Source organism: Ktedonobacterales bacterium (genome assembly GCA_036557285.1).
Lineage (GTDB): Bacteria > Chloroflexota > Ktedonobacteria > Ktedonobacterales > DATBGS01 > DATBHW01.
Map to the genome: position 1 here is coordinate 1 of DATBHW010000078.1, position 16,421 is coordinate 16,421.

Genomic DNA, 16,421 nt, shown 5'->3' on the forward strand with positions numbered 1-16,421 from the left:
CGCCGCCTTCCAGACGGCTAGTCGCTAGCCGTCTGGAAGGCGGCGCGACCAGGAACACGCTTCGCCTGCGCTTTTCATCTGCGCGTGAGTAGAGACATCGCCAGCCTTCCACCTTGATACGCTTCATTGCAATAAGCTATAGTATTAAGAGCGCCTCACACACCCTCCGCACGAGCAGGGGCGGGGGTGTAGCGCCGTCCTTCCAGGCAGCAGGGGTGGGGCCACCCGTCGGTTGTGTGAGGCATTCTTAGGGCCGCATAGAAGCCCCTCGCTTTAGCGCCAGGGTACTTCACGTATGGCGGGTTGCAACAAGGAGGTGGTCATGCCTGGTTCCAGGGCAAGCTCTCGGCATGTGGTCCTGATGTTCTTCTGCCTCAGCGCCCTCGCTCTCGCAGCCTGCTCGTCGGCGCAGCCTGCGCGCCAGAACTCTCTGAGTTCTGACCCGGTGGTCCGCTGGATACAGCAGCATGCCATCCCCCTGCGGACCGTCGCTCCAGGCGGGTCAGACAGCGATCTGGCGCCGCTTGAGCAGTTGGTGGGTCAGGCCAGCATCGTCGGTCTGGGCGAGGAGACACATGGAACCCACGAATTCTTTGATCTCAAGGCGCGCCTGGCGGAGTTTCTGATCTCCCATATGAGCTTCACGACCTTCATCATGGAGAACAACTGGGGAACCTCACAACGCATTGATGCCTACATCAACGGCGGGCCGGGCAATATCGGCGCTGTGATGCAGGCGAACCTGTTCGGCTCGTGGCAGACACAGGAATATCGGGGCTTGCTGGAATGGATGCGGGCCTACAACGCCGATCTCGCGCATGCCACCAAAATCCACTTCCTGGGGATGGACATCCAGGCGGTTCGTCAAAGCGATTTCGACGCCGTTGAGCAGTACATGCAAAAGGTTGACCCCCAGCAGGCCACGCAGGTCCAGAACCTGTACGCCCCCATCATCGCCGACAGCTTACCTAATCCCTATCCCACCTACGAGCAGTTGGAGGCGTCGGTCAAACAGCAGTACCAGGACCAGGCCCAGCAGGTCTACGATCTCTTGCAAGCGCGAAAGCCTGAAGATGTGCGGCAGTCCTCGCCCCAGGACTTTGAGTTCGCGCTCCAGAACGCCCGCATTATTGCGCAGTTCACGACCTACCTCAATTCCGCTGCCCAGGATGAAGCGCTCGCCCGCTACTACCAGCGCGATACCTTCATGGCCGAAAACGTGGCCTGGTTTCACGATCACGGCGCGGGCAGCACGCCGAAAATGATCGTCTGGGCGCACGATCTCCATATCGCCAACGATACCTCCTATCCCACCACGGACGGCAGGAATATGGGCGGCGAGCTGCGCGCCCGCTATCAAAGCAGCTACCTCACGATTGGCGCCACGCTCTACCAGGGCGCGTATAGAATCTATCATTACCCCCAAACCTTCGCCCAGCACATCTCACCTCCGAAGCCGGATACCTACAATTACACACTTGGGCAGGCTGATCTGCCCCTCTATCTGCTTGACCTGCGCGCCATCCCGCCCGGTCCGGCAGGCGCCTGGGCCAGCGGACCGGCGACCTTCCTCAACTATGGCCTCGGCGGCGAAGACCTGTCTGGCTCCTGCGCGCTCAGCCAGTGGTTCGATGTGATTGCCCATGTGCAGACGAGCAGCCCCTCAACTCCCCTGTAATGCCACACCCACACCCACCCGCGCCAGCACGGAGGCTGGCGGTACAGGCAAATGGCCGCCTGTACCGCCGCCGTCCCTGGCGGCCAACGGTGGGGGGGGGTGGCGCTCCCTGTGAACCTGCAAGACACCTATCGAGGAGAGCGGGCAAGGCTACCCAACCCGGAACAGCAAACCCAATCCGAAGGTAATCACCGCCTCAATCGCTCCAACCACCGTCATCTCCGTACCGCTGTAGACCCACGAGCGCCCCGTCACCAGCGTCTTGGCCGCGCCGACAGCAAAGTGCGCCACCAGACTCACAATCGCCGCAAGGCCAATAGCGAAATAGCCGCTGAAGAAGAAGAAAGGGACGATAGGGATAAACGCGCCCAGCGCCGTTGATAGAGTAGCCGAAAGCGCCTCCAGCGCAGGATTCGGGAAGGTCTCCTCGGAAAGCCCCAGTTCCTCATGCGCCAGCGTGCGCAGGAACTGCTCCGGGCGTTCAGAAAGGCGGCTCGCCAGCAGCTCCGCCTCTTCCTCGCTGAAGCCCTTCAACTGATAGAAAAGCGAGAGTTCCTCGCGCTCCTCTTCAGGGTCAGCCTCAATCTCGCGCTGCTCGCGGCTGATCTCAGCCTCGTAGACCTCGCGCTGGCTCTTGGCTGCCAGATACGCGCCCGACCCCATCGAAAGCGCGCTTGCCAGCATACCCGCCAGCCCCGCGATCAGCACAGCACTGCTCCCGCCGGTATAGCCTGCCACACCGCTGACAATGCCAAAGACCGCGCCCAGCCCATCGTTCGCGCCGTAAATCGCCTGGCCCAGCCAGCCCCCGCCGCGCTTGTGCCAGCTTTCGCGGTGCAGCAGAATATCCAGGCGGCTCTGCGGCCCCGCTGGCTTGACCATCTGGCGGATGATATAGCTGTGGCTCTCTTCCTCGCGCTGCATCTGGCGCAGCAGATGCGTCGCCGTCTCATCATCCAGCGCGCGGGCCTGCGCCTCGTAGCGCGCTGTCACCCGATCCTCCTCCGCCTCCATCCGGCGCAGCGTCGCATCCGTCCCCACCTGCCGATTCAACCAGTCGCGGAACGCTTGCAGACGGCCCCGGCGCATCTCTGGAAGCGGCGCGCCAAGCTCGCTCAGCTTTTCCGCCCAACGCGCCGCGTGGCGTCCTTCGGTTTCGGCCAGCCGCTCCAGCACGTTTTGCCGCCCCTGGTCCCGCTCACGCAAGGCCAGTTCCCGATAGATCCGCTCGCTCTCTTTCTCCCGCCGCCAGCTTTCTTGCAAAAAGCGAATAAGTTCTTTAGTTGCCGAGGTTGGGTTGCTCTCAACCGTCATGAATTGCTCCCTGATCTATTTCCCCACAAGCCGGTTTTGCTCCCATCATTGTACCCAGCTTTAGAACAAAACACCAGGGTTCCACTACCTATCGGGGGACGCCACTTGTAGCGCCGCCTTCCAGGCGGCCAGCGACGAGCCGCCTGGAAGGCGGCGCTACAAGTACCATGCCTCGCTTGCCAACACCCCCTGTTTGGTGGAACAAAACACCAGCGAGGGATGCCTCCGCAGGCGCAAAAGCCCTATAATTAGAAGGAGTGTGATATGCTGATGTAAGGTGGAATCATTGACACTCTTCTCTCTTCGTTCTGATGGTATCACTGAAAGGAGCGCAGAAGCCATGAATGCCTACGAGCAACTGCTGGTGATTCGTGACCGGCTCGAACACCTGGGCGCGCATGAAGATTCGATTAGCATGGTTGATAAGCTCGTCAAACGCGCCGAACCGGACCGCGATAGCCCGTTGAATGTGCCACAGATTCAGATGCTGCGCCATATGCTGCGCCAACGCGAAGTCATTGATAACTACAATATCTATAATGACCTGCAAGAATTGATGAGCGACTATGAGGACCGCCCACGCGAGGAACGCGCAGAGATTGAAGAAGAAGAACATCGTCCCCGCCCCCACTCCTACTACCGCGAACAGAAAATGAAGGAGCGCAGCAAGAAAGAGAACGGCTAAATCACCTGGCGAATGCCCAGCAGATGGCGGGTCCAATCGGCAGCCCCGTAGAGGTCTTCGCCCAGCGTGGCTAAATGAGAGCGGTCTAGGGTAGCATACCATTCCAGAAACGCCCGCGCATCTTTGGGGCGTCCCCTGACAGTCTCGCGGGCGTGCAGCATCAGTCCAGGGTCTTTCTGGACCTGCCCGATACCCATCAGCATATACCAGGTAAAGTGGCGCAGGTGTGGCGGGAGTGGCCGACGCCGCGCCTGCTCAAGCTCCCAGCAGCCCTTATCGAGCCGACCAGCCCCCAGCAGGGCCAGGCCAAGGCACATCCGCAAGCCGCCTTGTGCCGTCAGTGGCGCGAGGCGGCGCGCGCGTTGCAGCGCGCCCCCCGCGCGCTCCCACTGTTCATCTTCCAGCGCCATCGCGCCCAGCGCGGCCCAGACACCCCACGCGCGCGGGTGTGTATTGATAAGATACGCCAGCAAACTCCTGGCATCGTCTCGCTGGCCCTGATGCAGCAGCGCCTCCACCAGCAGCAGCCCTGGCCGCAGCGCCGCAGGATGCCGGGTGAGGACGCGGCGCATATCGGCTTCAATAATAGCCCAGTCGTCGTCGCCGCGCCGCAGCGTATGCCAATAATAGGTGAACGGCTCGTGATGCAGAATGCTCAGGGTAATCGGCGCGACACCCAGCGTCAGCAGAATCGCAAACACGCCTTGCAGCGCGAAGAAATGGCCGGTAGGCGTAATCGCTTGATCGAGCAGCAGCGCCACAAAGCAGAAGGTCAGCGCCAGCAGGGCCGTCAGGCCAAAGGCGATCAGATAGCCACGTACAAAAGGCGCGGTACGCGAGGGAATCCGAAACAGGACATCCACCAGCAGCATCCAGCCGCACATGAAAACAACCAGAAAGCTGGCAATGCCCAGCGCCTGCGCCGGGGCATCAGGCCCATGCGGGCCACTGAAGAAGCTGGAAAGCGCGGCCAGAAAGATCACCAGCAGGAGCAGCACACCATAGCGCAGCCAGAGAATCCGCCGACTCTCAGCCGTCTGCCAGAAGATGAGGCCGCTCCTGGGGGATGGCGCCACCTCGTTTTCAGCATCCATACGCTTCCTCCCAAGACAGCAACTTGCAGCGCCGCCTTCCAGGCGGCCAGCCGCCCACCAGCGTATATGCAGGGCTAATCAGCGCACACCAGCACGTCCAGGGTAATCGGCGAAGTGCCGAAAGGGCCAAAGATCATAATAACGCCGCTGCGGTTCTGCCTCCGCGTGTTGGCCTGGACCTGGATCGTCATAGCCTGGCCGACTTTCAGCGAGCCATGCGTGGGGCTAAGCGTCACCAGCGAACCGCTTGGCATCGAGATCGCCTGCCAGTTTTGCTGGCTCGTCTTGACGCCGAATAGCTGGAACGTGACACTGCCCTGTCCCTCGCAGGGAACCTGAAGCTGAAGCGTCGAAACACAGAACGCCGCGTTGTCGGGGCAGATAGAACCGTCCGGCAGCGGAGGCGGCTTCGGGGTAGGTGTCGGCGGCTTCGGGGTAGGCGTCGGTGGCTTCGGGGTAGGTGTCGGCGCGGGGGTGGTTGGGGTAGGCTGGGCTTTTGTCGTCGGGGTGGGCGTCGCAACTACCGGCGTGTGCCCATTAGCCGATAACGCGGCGCTGTCGGGGTTGACGGTTGACCCGCCCCTGGCCTGCGCGAGAAACACCCCCATAAAAGCCAGCGCCAGCAGCAGCAAGGCCATCAGCATCGCCAGCCGCCGGTATGGCTTGCCAGCAGCACGAAGCCGGGAAGCACTCTCCGTTCCCCTGCTGGAAGCCGATGGAGCAATCTTCAACCCTTCCGGCAGCGGGGCCGGAGCGCCTGACGCCGGTTTGCCAGGCAGCGCGCCCGGCGAAGTTCTGCCCGCGCTCCCTTTCTTTTCGCCCGCCAGTGGAGGCATCGGCACGACAGGAAAGGTAGCTTCAATCAATTCATCCCACACCTGCTGCACCGTCACCAGATCACGATGCAACCCGCGCAGCACCTCAATTTCGGCGCTGTAATCGGCCTGGGCCTCGTTCGTCTCGCCGCTCGCGCCTGGCTCGTCCAGAAACTCTATCGTCTGCTCAATCAACCCCGGCTGCCCAGGCGCGTTCAGCAGCCTGGAAAACATCCAATCCACCCGCGCCACGCTGCTTTCCAGACCAGAGGCCATTTGATCGGGAAGCGCCAGCAAGAGCGAGCCTATCAACTCCAACACCTGGAGCGCCTCTTCAGGAGCGCCTATCCTCTTCAACACAGCGGGCAAACCATCCAGCGTCAGCGCGGCTTTCTCGATGAAAAGCCAGGCTTGCTCGGCCAGCGGTGTCCCACCTTTCTCCAGGTCAGCGGACCACGCTTCGCCAGCGGTCGTATACCAGCTTTCTACCGCCTGCCCCACAGCATCCATAGACAGCCCTTCTGGTGGCACTGCTCCTGGCGCTGGAATAAGACGATGCGGCCTGAGAGGACGCTTATTGGGTGGTTGGGTCTGATGATCAGCCATACAAACTCTCTGTGTAGGATTCCTGCCGGTCTTTCAATGCCTCGCAAGCACAAGTCAAGTATAGCGCGTGAAGGGCGCCCCCAGGCCAGAATCACGCAAAAGTCAGCCCAAAATTCCTATATACCTGCCTGATTGATTGCTACAAGATGGCTGGCACAGCCTTTGCAACTCAGGGGAAGCGCATACCATGAGCGATACCTCATGGAACAGGTGGAATAGCGAGGAAGCGAGGGCGACAGTGGATCGCTGGATTCGCGCGCGCGATGTGGGCATCGCCATCCTGGTCTGGGTACTCGTCATTTTTGCTTTCTTCTGGTTGATAGGACGTTTCATCAACGCGGTGCTGCTCTTTGCAATTGCCGCGCTGCTCGCTTACGCGCTCCTCCCGGCAGTTACGCTGCTCAAACGTTGGATGCCCCGCCCCCTGGCTGTCGCCATCATCTATCTGCTGGCGCTGGGCGTGATCAGTGGCCTGGGATATATGATCTTCAGCACCGCCATCGGCCAGCTCGTCGCCTTCGGCAAAGAAGTGCCTGACCTGGTAAAGCCCAGCACACCCGGCCATCCATCCCCCATCGCCCAACTCCTTCGCCCGCTCGGCATCACCGACGAACAAATCAACGCCACGCGCGAGCAGATACTTGGCTGGCTGGAAAGCAGCGCCGGACAGATCGTCAACAGCGCGGTACCCATCCTCACCGGCCTGGCAAATGGAATTATTAACGCCATCCTGGTCTTCATTCTCAGCGTCTATCTGGTGCTGGACGGGCCAAGGCTGTTCCGCTGGTTGAGTATAGCCCCGCCTCACCACTACCGCACGCGCATGCTCTTCTTCCTCAACACGCTGCGGCGCACCGTGGGCGGCTATATTCGTGGACAGATTTTCATGTCTGGCTTCATTGGCGTGCTGGTCGGCGCGGGCATGGCCGCCTTCCAGGTTCCCTACGCGCTGCTGCTGGGCATCCTGGCCTTCATCCTCGAATTCGTCCCCATTCTCGGTACCATCATCTCCGGCGCTATCTGCGTCCTCATCGCGCTGGCAACCAGAGGCTATGTCATTGCTCTGCTGGTCCTCGCCTATTTCATCGTCGTTCATGTCCTTGAAGGCGACGTGATTGGCCCACGAGTGACGGGCCACGTCCTGGGGCTGCACCCGATTGTCGCCATACTGGCCCTGGTCGCCGGAACCGAACTCTTCGGCATCTGGGGCGCGGTCTTTGCCGCGCCCGTCGTTGGTCTGCTTCAGGCGATCCTCGTTTCCGCCTGGGCCGAATGGCGCGATTCGCATCCAGACCAATTCCAAAAGCCATCCACTGAAGCGCCAGAACCAGAACCGGAACCGGAACCAGCCGCCCCCAGGAGCGGGTGAGCCGGGCTTGCCTTACTGGCAGCATGTGCTATGATAGCACTGGCTGAGCGAATTACTCCTCAGCACACAAGGCAAGGAGGACCACCATGTCCTGGGAACCACTTCAGGAGCCAACCGGGGGGCAAGGACCATACTTCGAATACAGCCCATACGGCCCGGCTACCGGCCCACAGATGCCCCCTCCTAACTATGGCCCCTACGGCCCGTCGAGCAGACCTCAGATGGCTTATGCCCTAGCAGGCGCAGGCACAGCGCCGCTCTCCCTGTGGGAAGCCATCAAACAACTGCCGAAACAATACTGGCGCGTCCTCAGCAAACCAGGGGCCGCGACGTTTGCCGAGGAAATGGGCAAAGCGCGCTGGGATGTCGTCTGGGCGCAGGTTCTCGGCATCGCGGCTATAAGCGCCGTTCTGGCTTCGCTGGCCTGGATCATTATCGCTGGTCTCTTCAACGTATGGCTGAATTCCCTGCTCACCCGGCCAGGCGAACCCAACCCCGGCGCTGACATCGGATTTTTCCTCTTGCCTGCCCCGGTCATTGGGATTGTTGTCTTTGCAAGCTCATTGGGCGGCTTCTTCCTGGGGCAAGGCTTCACCTACCTGCTTGCCAAAGCCTTTGGCGGCCAGGGCAGCTTTATGGCGCAAGCCTATACCACCCTGCTCTTTCAAGTACCCATCGGAATTATCACCAGCCTCTTGAGCCTGATCCCGTTCGTTGGCTCCATTGGAGGTTTCGCAGGCATCTACGCCTATGTGCTGCAAGTCTTTGCGCTCATGCCGGTGCATCGCCTCAGCGGTGGCAAAGCAACCGCTGTCGTCCTGATCCCCGTCGCCTTCTGGACGCTGCTCGTCTTCATCCTCGTCGCGCTCTACTTTGTCTTCATCTTCAGCATCATCAACGGGCTGTCGCATTGACCTGCTCGCAGGCAAAGCGTGTTACTTGTAGCGCCGCCTTCCAGGCAGCTCGTCGCTGGCCGCCTGGAAGGGACGCGCGAGCGACCAACGGGAGCGAGGACCTCTCGCTCGACGAGGCATAGCCGAGGCAAGCGGCCCTTCCCGAAGGGAGGCGGCGCTACAGGGAAAACGCCCCGCTTCATGTGGAGGTTCTACCAAATCTGCGGTGTTGGCAAGCGAGACGTGTTACTTGACTTGTAGCGCCGCCATCTTGGCGGCCAGCGTTGGCCTGCTGGTCCGCTGGCCTGGAGGGCGAATGCTCGCCAGGGCGCAGCGGTGGCCGCCTGGAAGGCGGCGCTACAGGGGAAACGCTCCGCTTCATGTGGATGTGGGATGAGTGGACAGAGGGCGCATGTGCTATGATAGAAGAAGCGCCTGATGCCGCGTTGCTCAGAGGAGCGAACGTGGTCCAGGGAAGGAGATGTATTGAGATGAGTTCCGACCCGACTCAGCAGCCTGGTCCAGACCAATCGCAGCCGCCCACGCAGCAGGCAGATTCGGGCCAGCAGCTATCTGGCCCAATCGCAGAAGCGCAGCAGCCAGAGCCATACTACGAATATAGTCCCTACGGAAACGGGAACTCCCCACCCGCCTCTGGGAACCCCTATCCGACTTTTACCGATCCCCAGTACCTCTATGGCGCGTCCCAAGCCCCCCACTACGGCACGCCGCTCCCGCCGCTGCCGCTGATGGACGCTGTCGCGCAGTTGCCCCTCCAGTACTGGAAAATCCTGCGCAAACCCGGCGCCCGCTCGTTTGCCGAAGAAGCGGGCAAAGCAAAATGGAACATCCTGCTCGTGCAACTGATCGGCTATACGCTCCTTGCTGGGCTGCTGGGCTGGCTCCATCTCACGCTCTATCCGCTCACGGCGCAGGATATACGCGCCACCACCGCCAGTGGCGTGGATGTCACCAACGTCGTGAGAGCGGAGCTTGATCTTATCTCCTTCGTGACCGGCCCTGGTTTATTGTTCTTAGTGCCGCTGGGTTTCTTCATTTATCAGGGCATTGCCTTTGGCCTTGCCAGAGCCTTTGGCGGCCAGGGCAGCTTTCTAACTCAGAGCTATGCTATCTTGCTGATCTATGTGCCGATAGGAATTATCAGCATCGCTCTGGACTATGTGCCCCTGGGCATCTTACCTCCGCTGGTTGTCATTGCCCTTGAAATCTATGGGATCGTGCTGACCGTCTTTGCCATGATGGGCGCTCACCGGCTCACGGGCGGCAAAGCCTCGGCAACCGCGCTGCTTCCCTTTTTAGGGCTGCTCCTGCTCGCCTGCTGCGGCTTCTTCATCGCGCTGTTCCCAGCGATCAGCAGCGCCGTATCGCCGCAATAAGCGCGCCTGTTCTCAACCCTCTTGAGGCGTTGTGCTTACAGCGCCGCCTTCCAGACTCCAGGCGATTTGCCATCTGGAAGGCGGCGCTGTAAACAGGATTCAGGCCGATGTGCTGTTACGGGCCGCGCCTGGGGGGCATAAACGGCAGACGCATCGGTCCCGCCGATCCGGGCCGGGCGATACTGAATACGATCAGCGGATAGACGATATTCACCACAACAATGATGACGACCACCCAGATCAGCAGCCCATCCTTCTTCGTGGCGGTGGTATAGGCGATTGCCATCGCTGCCAGCAGAATAGCCGACGTAAGCATCAGCACAAACGTCGTGCGGGCTGCCCAGCCCGACGTAACGCCTGAATCCGACGCGCCCTTGCCAGGCGCTTCAGCGTTGGCCGCCTGCGACGGATAACTGCTGGGTGGGAGCGGCGGCAAAGCCGACTGATCGGTGGATGGGGGCCACAATCCCGGCGGAGGTTGTGGCGCGGCGCCCCCTCCGCCCGCCTGAGACGCCAGATTCACCGGCGGCAGCGGCGTATTCGCCGTGATCGGGGCTGCCGTGGGATCAACACCCGCCAACGTCATATCAGAGTCATCGCCCGACGCTCCACTCGTGGGACGGGAGCGGCCAGGCGGCCTGGGTTCTCCTGCCATCCTGATTACCTCCTTTTGTTGACTTGCCTGATCGCAGTATATACAAGATAGGCCGGGCTGTCTATCATCATAGCAAAAAAGGCTAGGCTGATTGGCAACCGTTCTCAAGAATCTGGCGTTTTATGCCGAAGCATAAGACGACTCTTGTTCCTGCTTCTTTCGGGCACGTGGCCCGCGTTTCGAGGGCAGTTTCACACGCGACTTCCGAGGCGTGCCAGAGCGTTCCTCTCCACAGGCGTTTAGGCTGTCCGACAAACTACCGGCCAGCTTTGCTAAATTGATCGCGGCATTGAGGTCGCGGTCTAACACCAGGCCACATGCCTGGCAATGAAAGGTCCGATCTGCCAGCGTTAAGGTTTCATCTACCCACCCGCAGCCACTACACGTCTTGGAAGATGGCTCCCAACGGCTGGCGAGTAGCACGATACTCCCGTACCACGCTGCCTTGTACAACAGTTGCCGCTTGAACTCGTAGAAGCCCACATCGGCTATCGACTGCGCCAGATAGTGATTTTTCAGCATGCCAGAGACGTTCAAGTCCTCAATCACGATCACTTGCTTGGTTTTCGCAAGATGAGTGGTGAGGTGATGCAGCGTGTTCTGGCGCTGGTTGGCAACGTTCCGATACAACTTCGCCAGACGATTAGCGGCCTTGCGGCGATTCTTGGAGCCTTTCACCTTGCGAGATACCGCCCGATGGAAGCGTTTGAGCTTCTTCAGGCGGCGTTTGAGGTGTCTGGGATTGGGAATCATCGTTCCATCAGAGAGCGTAGCAAGCGACTTGATACCCAAGTCAACGCCGACAACAGGGCCAGCGTTCGCTGGTACGGTCTGCTCTTGCTCCACCTGCACCGAAACGTACCAATGCCCCGCCTGCTCAGAGACCGTTGCAGACAAAATCTTCACGCCCGACGTGGGCAAATAGTCCTTTTCTTTCAAGCGCAGCCGTCCCAGGCGTGGCAGTTGGATGGCTTTGGGGAAGATGACAATCGAGCCGGTGAGCCGGAAGCTGCCCAGCCCGCGCTTCTTGCTCTTTGGGCGTGGATAGCCGACCTTGCCGCGCAGTCGGCCTGTTTTCTTCAACTGGCACCGGCGAAAGAAGTGACTGAAGGCGCTGTCCAGGTTCCGCAGGGCTTCCTGGGGCGCGCATTTGCTGGTTGCGTAGAGCCAGGGGTACTCCGTCTTCTTGAGCGTGTTCAGTTCTTTGTGCAAGTCGATAGCATTCAGCGATCTCTTGGTGGCTTTATACTCTTCTTGCCGCCGCGCCAAGCCCCAGTTATAGCTAAATCGCGCTGCCCCCGCGTGCTGTTTGCAGGCAGTCACTTGCAAGTTTGTCAAGGCAAGTTCGGTCTTGTAGGCGCGGGGCACCAACATCAGGCATCCTCGCTTTGCATGGCCTGCTCAATGCAGGCTTTGATGCGCTCGGCGCGGCGTTTGCTATTCCGTCGACCATAGATGCGGGCGGCCATGCTGGTAATCACCGCCACGAAGTCGTCTACCAGATCAGCGCCGGTATCACTCGGAGAGATGGCTTCTACCCGACGGCCCTGCTGCTCCAAGCAGCGTGGCAATGTAGCTGTAGCCAAAGCGCGTGAGTCGGTCTCGATGCTCCACCACGAGCACGCCAATCTTGGGACTGGTGAGTAACTTCTTCAGCTTGGGGCGGTCATCGTTGAGGCCAGAAGCAATCTCGGTCACTTCCGCTGTCACCTGATAGCCGCGCGCTGCTGCGTACCCCCGTAGGCGCTCCATCTGACGGGTGGCATCCGCCTTCTGGTCCGCAGACGAAACGCGGGCATAGAGTGCCACGCCGGACGGAGCGAGACGGGGTTCGCGCACAATGACCGTGCCAGTGGGCAACTGGTAGGCATCCAGTTGCCCGGCCTGCCACCATTTCCAGGCGGTCTTATAGGTCACGCCGACCTGTTTTGCGTAGTCGCTCAGCTTCATTGGCATAGCATATCATAAAAGAGGATACTATGCAACAAAATCAAGATTCAATTATTACCCTCCAGAAAATACGCATCACGTCGCGTGCCATCTTCCTATCCCTGGTGAACTTATCGAAGCAAGCGCCGTATATAAGACAGGAACATAGAGAGAAACCGGCTGATCCAGGACAAGGAGCCAGTATGACGAAACGCGCCGCTCCCCAATCTCAAGCACTGGCGCTTCCGCGCGGCGCCTGCGATCAGCCCGATCTTGTATACAGCGCCAGTGAACTGAGTCGGCTGGAATTGTTGATACCGGACCTGGCGCGCATTCCTCAGCGCGATGTACAGGCGTATGCCCTGGCCTATGTGGAACACTATCGGGACGATGTGTTGCAGCTAGAACAGGAATGGGCGTTTCTCTCTGCGGCGCTGACCCAGGCATGGCGGCGCGAAGCCTATCCCGCCGTTGTATATCTGGTCGCTGGCCTGGCCCTGCCCGCTGGCCGCCTCGCCAATCTTGCCGAGGCCGAATATATCCTACGCCTGGGCATCGAAGCCAGCCGCCGCACCGAGGACCGCGCGCATCTCGTCGCTTTCTCCAATCGCCTCAGCGGTCTGCTCTTCGCGCGCGGCAAATATCAGGAGGGCTGGCGACTCTGGAACAGCAGCCTGGCCCTGGCCGAGATTCCTCCCGCTGTTCCGGCCCTCTGGGAACCGCTCGCCAGCTTTGCTTATATCGCTGACGCCTATCTTACGAACATGCTGGACCAGTATCTGACACCCCCACGCTTCAGGGCAACCATTCAGTCTGCTTGCCAGAGCGACGACCCCGACAGATTCGCCGTCGCTCGCTTTGTCAGAGGCTTCTATGCCCGCCTCGTGAACGACCTGGACAACGCCTATGACGACCTCAGCAGCGCGCTGCGCAGCCTCGCGCTCCAGGCGGCAGGCGCGCCCCCTGTCCCTTCCCGGCAGCTCCTCATGCTGGCGACACAGGCCGAACTGGCGCGGGCGCAGGGAGACTACGCCCGCTCGCAAGCGCACACCGAAACAGCCCTCGCGCTCGCGCAGGTCTTCAGCGACCACTATACCGTCGCCGCCCTGCTCATTGACCAGGGGCTTTTTACCTATCACCAGGGCCAGTTTGCCGACACCCGCGCCGCTTCCCTGCGCCTGCGCGACCTGGCCTGCCAGATGGAGACGCCGCGCGCGTACAACTACAGCCGCTTGTTTGAGCAACTCCTGGCCGGACCCGCGCCCGAACTGCTCAGCCCCGCGCCAGCAAATCTGGCTCCGCTGGCGAGCGATGCAGCCCCCACCGAACTCCACGAGCCAATCAGCGAGCGCGAGCGCGAAGTGCTGCAACTGGTAGCTGTGGGTCTCTCGAACCAGGAGATTGCCCGGCGGCTGGTCATTACCCCGGCAACAGTCAAAAAGCACCTGGAACACATCTATGCCAAGCTCGATGTTCACAGCCGCACCGCCGCCCTTGCCAGGATCAGACTCCTCAACTTGCCTGATCAGACCGCCGCCCAAAATACGTCTTTTGGCGAATGACGCGCCCCTTTCCCTCTGCTATGCTTGCCCCGGTACGCCATTTTTTTGCCGTTGCAACCAGAAGGCGAGGAAGTTATATCATGTTCTCCAGACACCTGCCCCGATGGCCTCTGGGGCTTCTCTGTCTCTGCCTGCTGCCAATGCTGGCGGCTTGCGGGTCTACTCCTGCTGGTCAGAACAGCACGCCGACACTGACACCGACCCCTGCTGCCCCTACGCTTGCCAAGGCGCTGGTCAGGTACAGTGGGCATTCCGCCGCTGTCCTCAGCATAGCCTGGTCCCCTGATGGCAAGCAAATCGTCTCCGGCAGCGATGACGGTACCGTCCAGGTCTGGGATGCCCAGACCGGCAAGCAGCAGTGGAAAATGTCGGTGGACCGCTTTGTCTTTGCCGTCGCCTGGTCGCCTGATGGCAAGAAGATCGCCGGAGCCGGATTCAGCGGCGCTATAACGATCCTTGATCCCGCCACCGGCCATCTCCTGGCAACTTATAAAGGCCAGACCAGCTTCGTCAGCGGCCTTGCCTGGTCCCCCGACAGCAAGGAACTGGCATCAGGAAGCGAGGACAAGACGGTAAAGGTCTGGAATGCCGCCACCGGGAAAGCACTGCTTACCTACACGGGGCATAGCGATGGAGTAGAACGGATTGCCTGGTCGCCTGATGGAACGAAGATCGCTTCCGCCAGCCATGATGGCACCGTCCAGGTCTGGAACGCCAAAACCGGCGCGCATCTGCTGACTTACGCGGACCACATGGCCCCTGTCTGGGAAGTCGCCTGGTCGCCCGATGGCAAACGGATCGTCTCCAGCACAGCGGCAGCCGGTCACTATCCCCCCGTAGAGGCGAACAACTCGGTGAAAGTCTGGGACGCCGCCACCGGCCAGACCCTCCTGACCTATCCAGGGCATCAGGGCCAGGCTTACGCGCTGGCCTGGTCCCCTGATGGCGCGCGCATCGCCTCCGGTGGTGATGATAAGACGGTACAAATCTGGGATGCGGCCAGTGGGCATCTGCTGCTGATCTATCAGGGCCACACCGATATTGTCTTCCGCATAGCGTGGTCGCCCGATGGCAAAGAGATCGCCTCATGCGGCGGGGACTCCACCGTACAAATCTGGCAGCCAACGCTATAACATCGAGCGCCACTTGCAGCGCCGCCTTCCAGGCGGCTTCTTGCGTGTACCGCCGCTATCCCTGGCGGCGAATCAGCGGGGCTGGGTGGCCGCGTGTACCGCCGCCGTCCCTGGCGGCCAGCCGCTCGCTCTAAAATACCCTGTTTGCCCTCTCCCAACAGCCGCGCCGCCAGGGACGGCGGCGCTCCCCCCAAAACCAACGCCCCCCTGCCTACGTTTCGTCGGAGCGCCTTGCTCACGCAGGCGCTCCGCACGCTTGAAACCGACGGATCGTCATATTTTCTGAAAATCATTGACAATTTGCTTCTATTACCGTATAATTACTTACAGATAGTAAAGAAAATGCTGAAAAATACAGAAAAGAGGACTCATCCTTGGACGAGATTGATCGAGACATTATGCGTCTCCTCCACGCCAATGGCCGCTTGAGCCAGGAACAGCTTGCCCGGGAGGTCCATCTCTCACGACCAGCCGTCCATGAGCGCATCCGGCGTCTGGAGGAAGAAGGAGTCATTCGAGGATATACGGCTGTGCTTGACTGGCGCGCGCTCAACCTGCCGCTGATCGCCTTTACCCAGGTGAAAGCCGCGCGCATGAGCCGCGAAGCAGGCAAAGCCATCATGACCCTGGCAAACCCTGCCGCCTTCGTCGAAGAGTGCCATCGCGTCGCTGGCGAATGGTGCCTGCTCCTCAAGATTCGGGCGGCTACCCCGCAAGACATTGAAGTCCTGCTTGACCAGATTTACGAGATTCCGGGTGTGCAGTCCACGATGACCACCACCGTTCTTTCGACGCTGGGTGAACATGGCGCGGTACAGGAAGATGCGCGCGCCCCTGGCGAAAACGCCTCTCTCGCATCAATCCGAGAAGCAAGCTGATGTCGGCCCGCAGGCTGGCATCAAAGGAGACACGTCATGGACATCTTTTTCATTATCCTTGCCCTCTTGATCCTGTTCGACATCGCCGCTTATCTGGGCGGCGCTGATAGCCGCGACCCCAACGCCCATTCCCAATGGGATTGGTTCCGGCGCTAAAAAGGCTTCGGGAGCAGCGGAGAGCAGACCACCACCTCCACCCTGAGACGCAACATGAGTCATCCCGAATTTTCTCTGCTGTGTTGTTTTGCTGGCAGGATGCGCGAAGGCCGCAGGTGTAGCGCCGCCGTCCCGGCGGCCAAACGCTGGCACGTGGAAACGCTGAACGGGCAGCCCTGGTCGCCGGTGAGGCGTTCAGCCGCCGGGACGGCGGCGCTCCGCTCGGTCCGGTGCGGCTTTCCGCCAGCGAAGCCACC

General features: G+C 60.6%; 14 protein-coding genes and 1 pseudogene. 8 read left to right on the forward strand and 7 right to left on the reverse strand.

Going from position 1 to position 16,421, the window contains the following annotated elements; translation table 11 throughout:
* The first annotated feature begins 322 nt into the window (after positions 1-322).
* On the forward strand, positions 323-1,678 hold the full coding sequence (locus tag VH599_21410) for an erythromycin esterase family protein (protein HEY7350883.1): 1,356 nt from the start codon (positions 323-325) through the stop codon (positions 1,676-1,678).
* A gap of 150 nt (positions 1,679-1,828) precedes the next feature.
* Here the strand turns inward: VH599_21410 and VH599_21415 are convergent, their stop codons facing one another.
* Positions 1,829-2,992, reverse strand: a complete 1,164-nt coding sequence (locus VH599_21415; protein ID HEY7350884.1) for a VIT1/CCC1 transporter family protein — start codon at positions 2,990-2,992, stop codon at positions 1,829-1,831.
* 340 nt (positions 2,993-3,332) lie between these two features.
* On the opposite strand from VH599_21415, the gene VH599_21420 reads away from it, so the two are divergent.
* Positions 3,333-3,677, forward strand: a complete 345-nt coding sequence (locus VH599_21420) for a hypothetical protein (protein HEY7350885.1) — start codon at positions 3,333-3,335, stop codon at positions 3,675-3,677.
* On the opposite strand, the gene VH599_21425 is transcribed toward VH599_21420, so the two are convergent.
* Together VH599_21425 and VH599_21430 are read right to left on the reverse strand one after the other, a co-directional pair.
* A complete protein-coding gene (locus VH599_21425) occupies positions 3,674-4,771 on the reverse strand; it encodes a hypothetical protein (GenBank protein ID HEY7350886.1) in 1,098 nt (365 codons plus the stop codon). The genes VH599_21420 and VH599_21425 overlap by 4 nt on opposite strands.
* 74 nt (positions 4,772-4,845) lie before the next feature.
* Complete coding sequence (locus VH599_21430) at positions 4,846-6,192, reverse strand: hypothetical protein (protein ID HEY7350887.1); 1,347 nt, start codon at positions 6,190-6,192, stop codon at positions 4,846-4,848.
* Positions 6,193-6,379: 187 nt separating this feature from the next.
* On the opposite strand from VH599_21430, the gene VH599_21435 reads away from it, so the two are divergent.
* The 3 genes from VH599_21435 to VH599_21445 all read left to right on the forward strand — a co-directional run bounded on the left by VH599_21435 (position 6,380) and on the right by VH599_21445 (position 9,851).
* The gene (locus VH599_21435) at positions 6,380-7,561 is read left to right on the forward strand and encodes an AI-2E family transporter (GenBank protein HEY7350888.1); all 1,182 of its coding nucleotides are present in this window, start codon (positions 6,380-6,382) and stop codon (positions 7,559-7,561) included.
* Positions 7,562-7,647: 86 nt separating this feature from the next.
* The gene (locus VH599_21440) at positions 7,648-8,475 is read left to right on the forward strand and encodes a Yip1 family protein (protein HEY7350889.1); all 828 of its coding nucleotides are present in this window, start codon (positions 7,648-7,650) and stop codon (positions 8,473-8,475) included.
* Positions 8,476-8,945: 470 nt separating this feature from the next.
* Complete coding sequence (locus tag VH599_21445) at positions 8,946-9,851, forward strand: YIP1 family protein (protein ID HEY7350890.1); 906 nt, start codon at positions 8,946-8,948, stop codon at positions 9,849-9,851.
* A 115-nt stretch (positions 9,852-9,966) separates the two neighbouring features.
* Here the strand turns inward: VH599_21445 and VH599_21450 are convergent, their stop codons facing one another.
* From VH599_21450 to VH599_21460, 3 genes and pseudogenes are all read right to left on the reverse strand, one after another.
* Complete coding sequence (locus VH599_21450; protein ID HEY7350891.1) at positions 9,967-10,506, reverse strand: hypothetical protein; 540 nt, start codon at positions 10,504-10,506, stop codon at positions 9,967-9,969.
* Positions 10,507-10,626: 120 nt separating this feature from the next.
* Positions 10,627-11,880 (reverse strand): RNA-guided endonuclease TnpB family protein, encoded by a 1,254-nt coding sequence (locus VH599_21455; GenBank protein ID HEY7350892.1) that lies wholly within the window; start codon positions 11,878-11,880, stop codon positions 10,627-10,629.
* Positions 11,880-12,462, reverse strand: a pseudogene (locus tag VH599_21460) (IS607 family transposase). Before VH599_21460 ends, VH599_21455 begins: the two are co-directional and overlap by 1 nt.
* Before the next feature lie 176 nt (positions 12,463-12,638).
* Here VH599_21460 and VH599_21465 point away from each other — a divergent pair.
* From VH599_21465 to VH599_21475, 3 genes are all read left to right on the forward strand, one after another.
* Positions 12,639-13,997 carry a helix-turn-helix transcriptional regulator gene (locus VH599_21465; GenBank protein ID HEY7350893.1) on the forward strand — a complete coding sequence of 453 codons (1,359 nt, stop codon included), beginning with the start codon at positions 12,639-12,641 and terminating at the stop codon, positions 13,995-13,997.
* 80 nt (positions 13,998-14,077) lie between these two features.
* The gene (locus VH599_21470; protein HEY7350894.1) at positions 14,078-15,130 is read left to right on the forward strand and encodes a WD40 repeat domain-containing protein; all 1,053 of its coding nucleotides are present in this window, start codon (positions 14,078-14,080) and stop codon (positions 15,128-15,130) included.
* A gap of 374 nt (positions 15,131-15,504) precedes the next feature.
* A complete protein-coding gene (locus VH599_21475; protein HEY7350895.1) occupies positions 15,505-16,008 on the forward strand; it encodes an Lrp/AsnC family transcriptional regulator in 504 nt (167 codons plus the stop codon).
* Positions 16,009-16,223: 215 nt separating this feature from the next.
* Here the strand turns inward: VH599_21475 and VH599_21480 are convergent.
* On the reverse strand, positions 16,224-16,421 hold a 198-nt coding region (locus tag VH599_21480), incomplete at its 5' end, for a hypothetical protein (GenBank protein HEY7350896.1).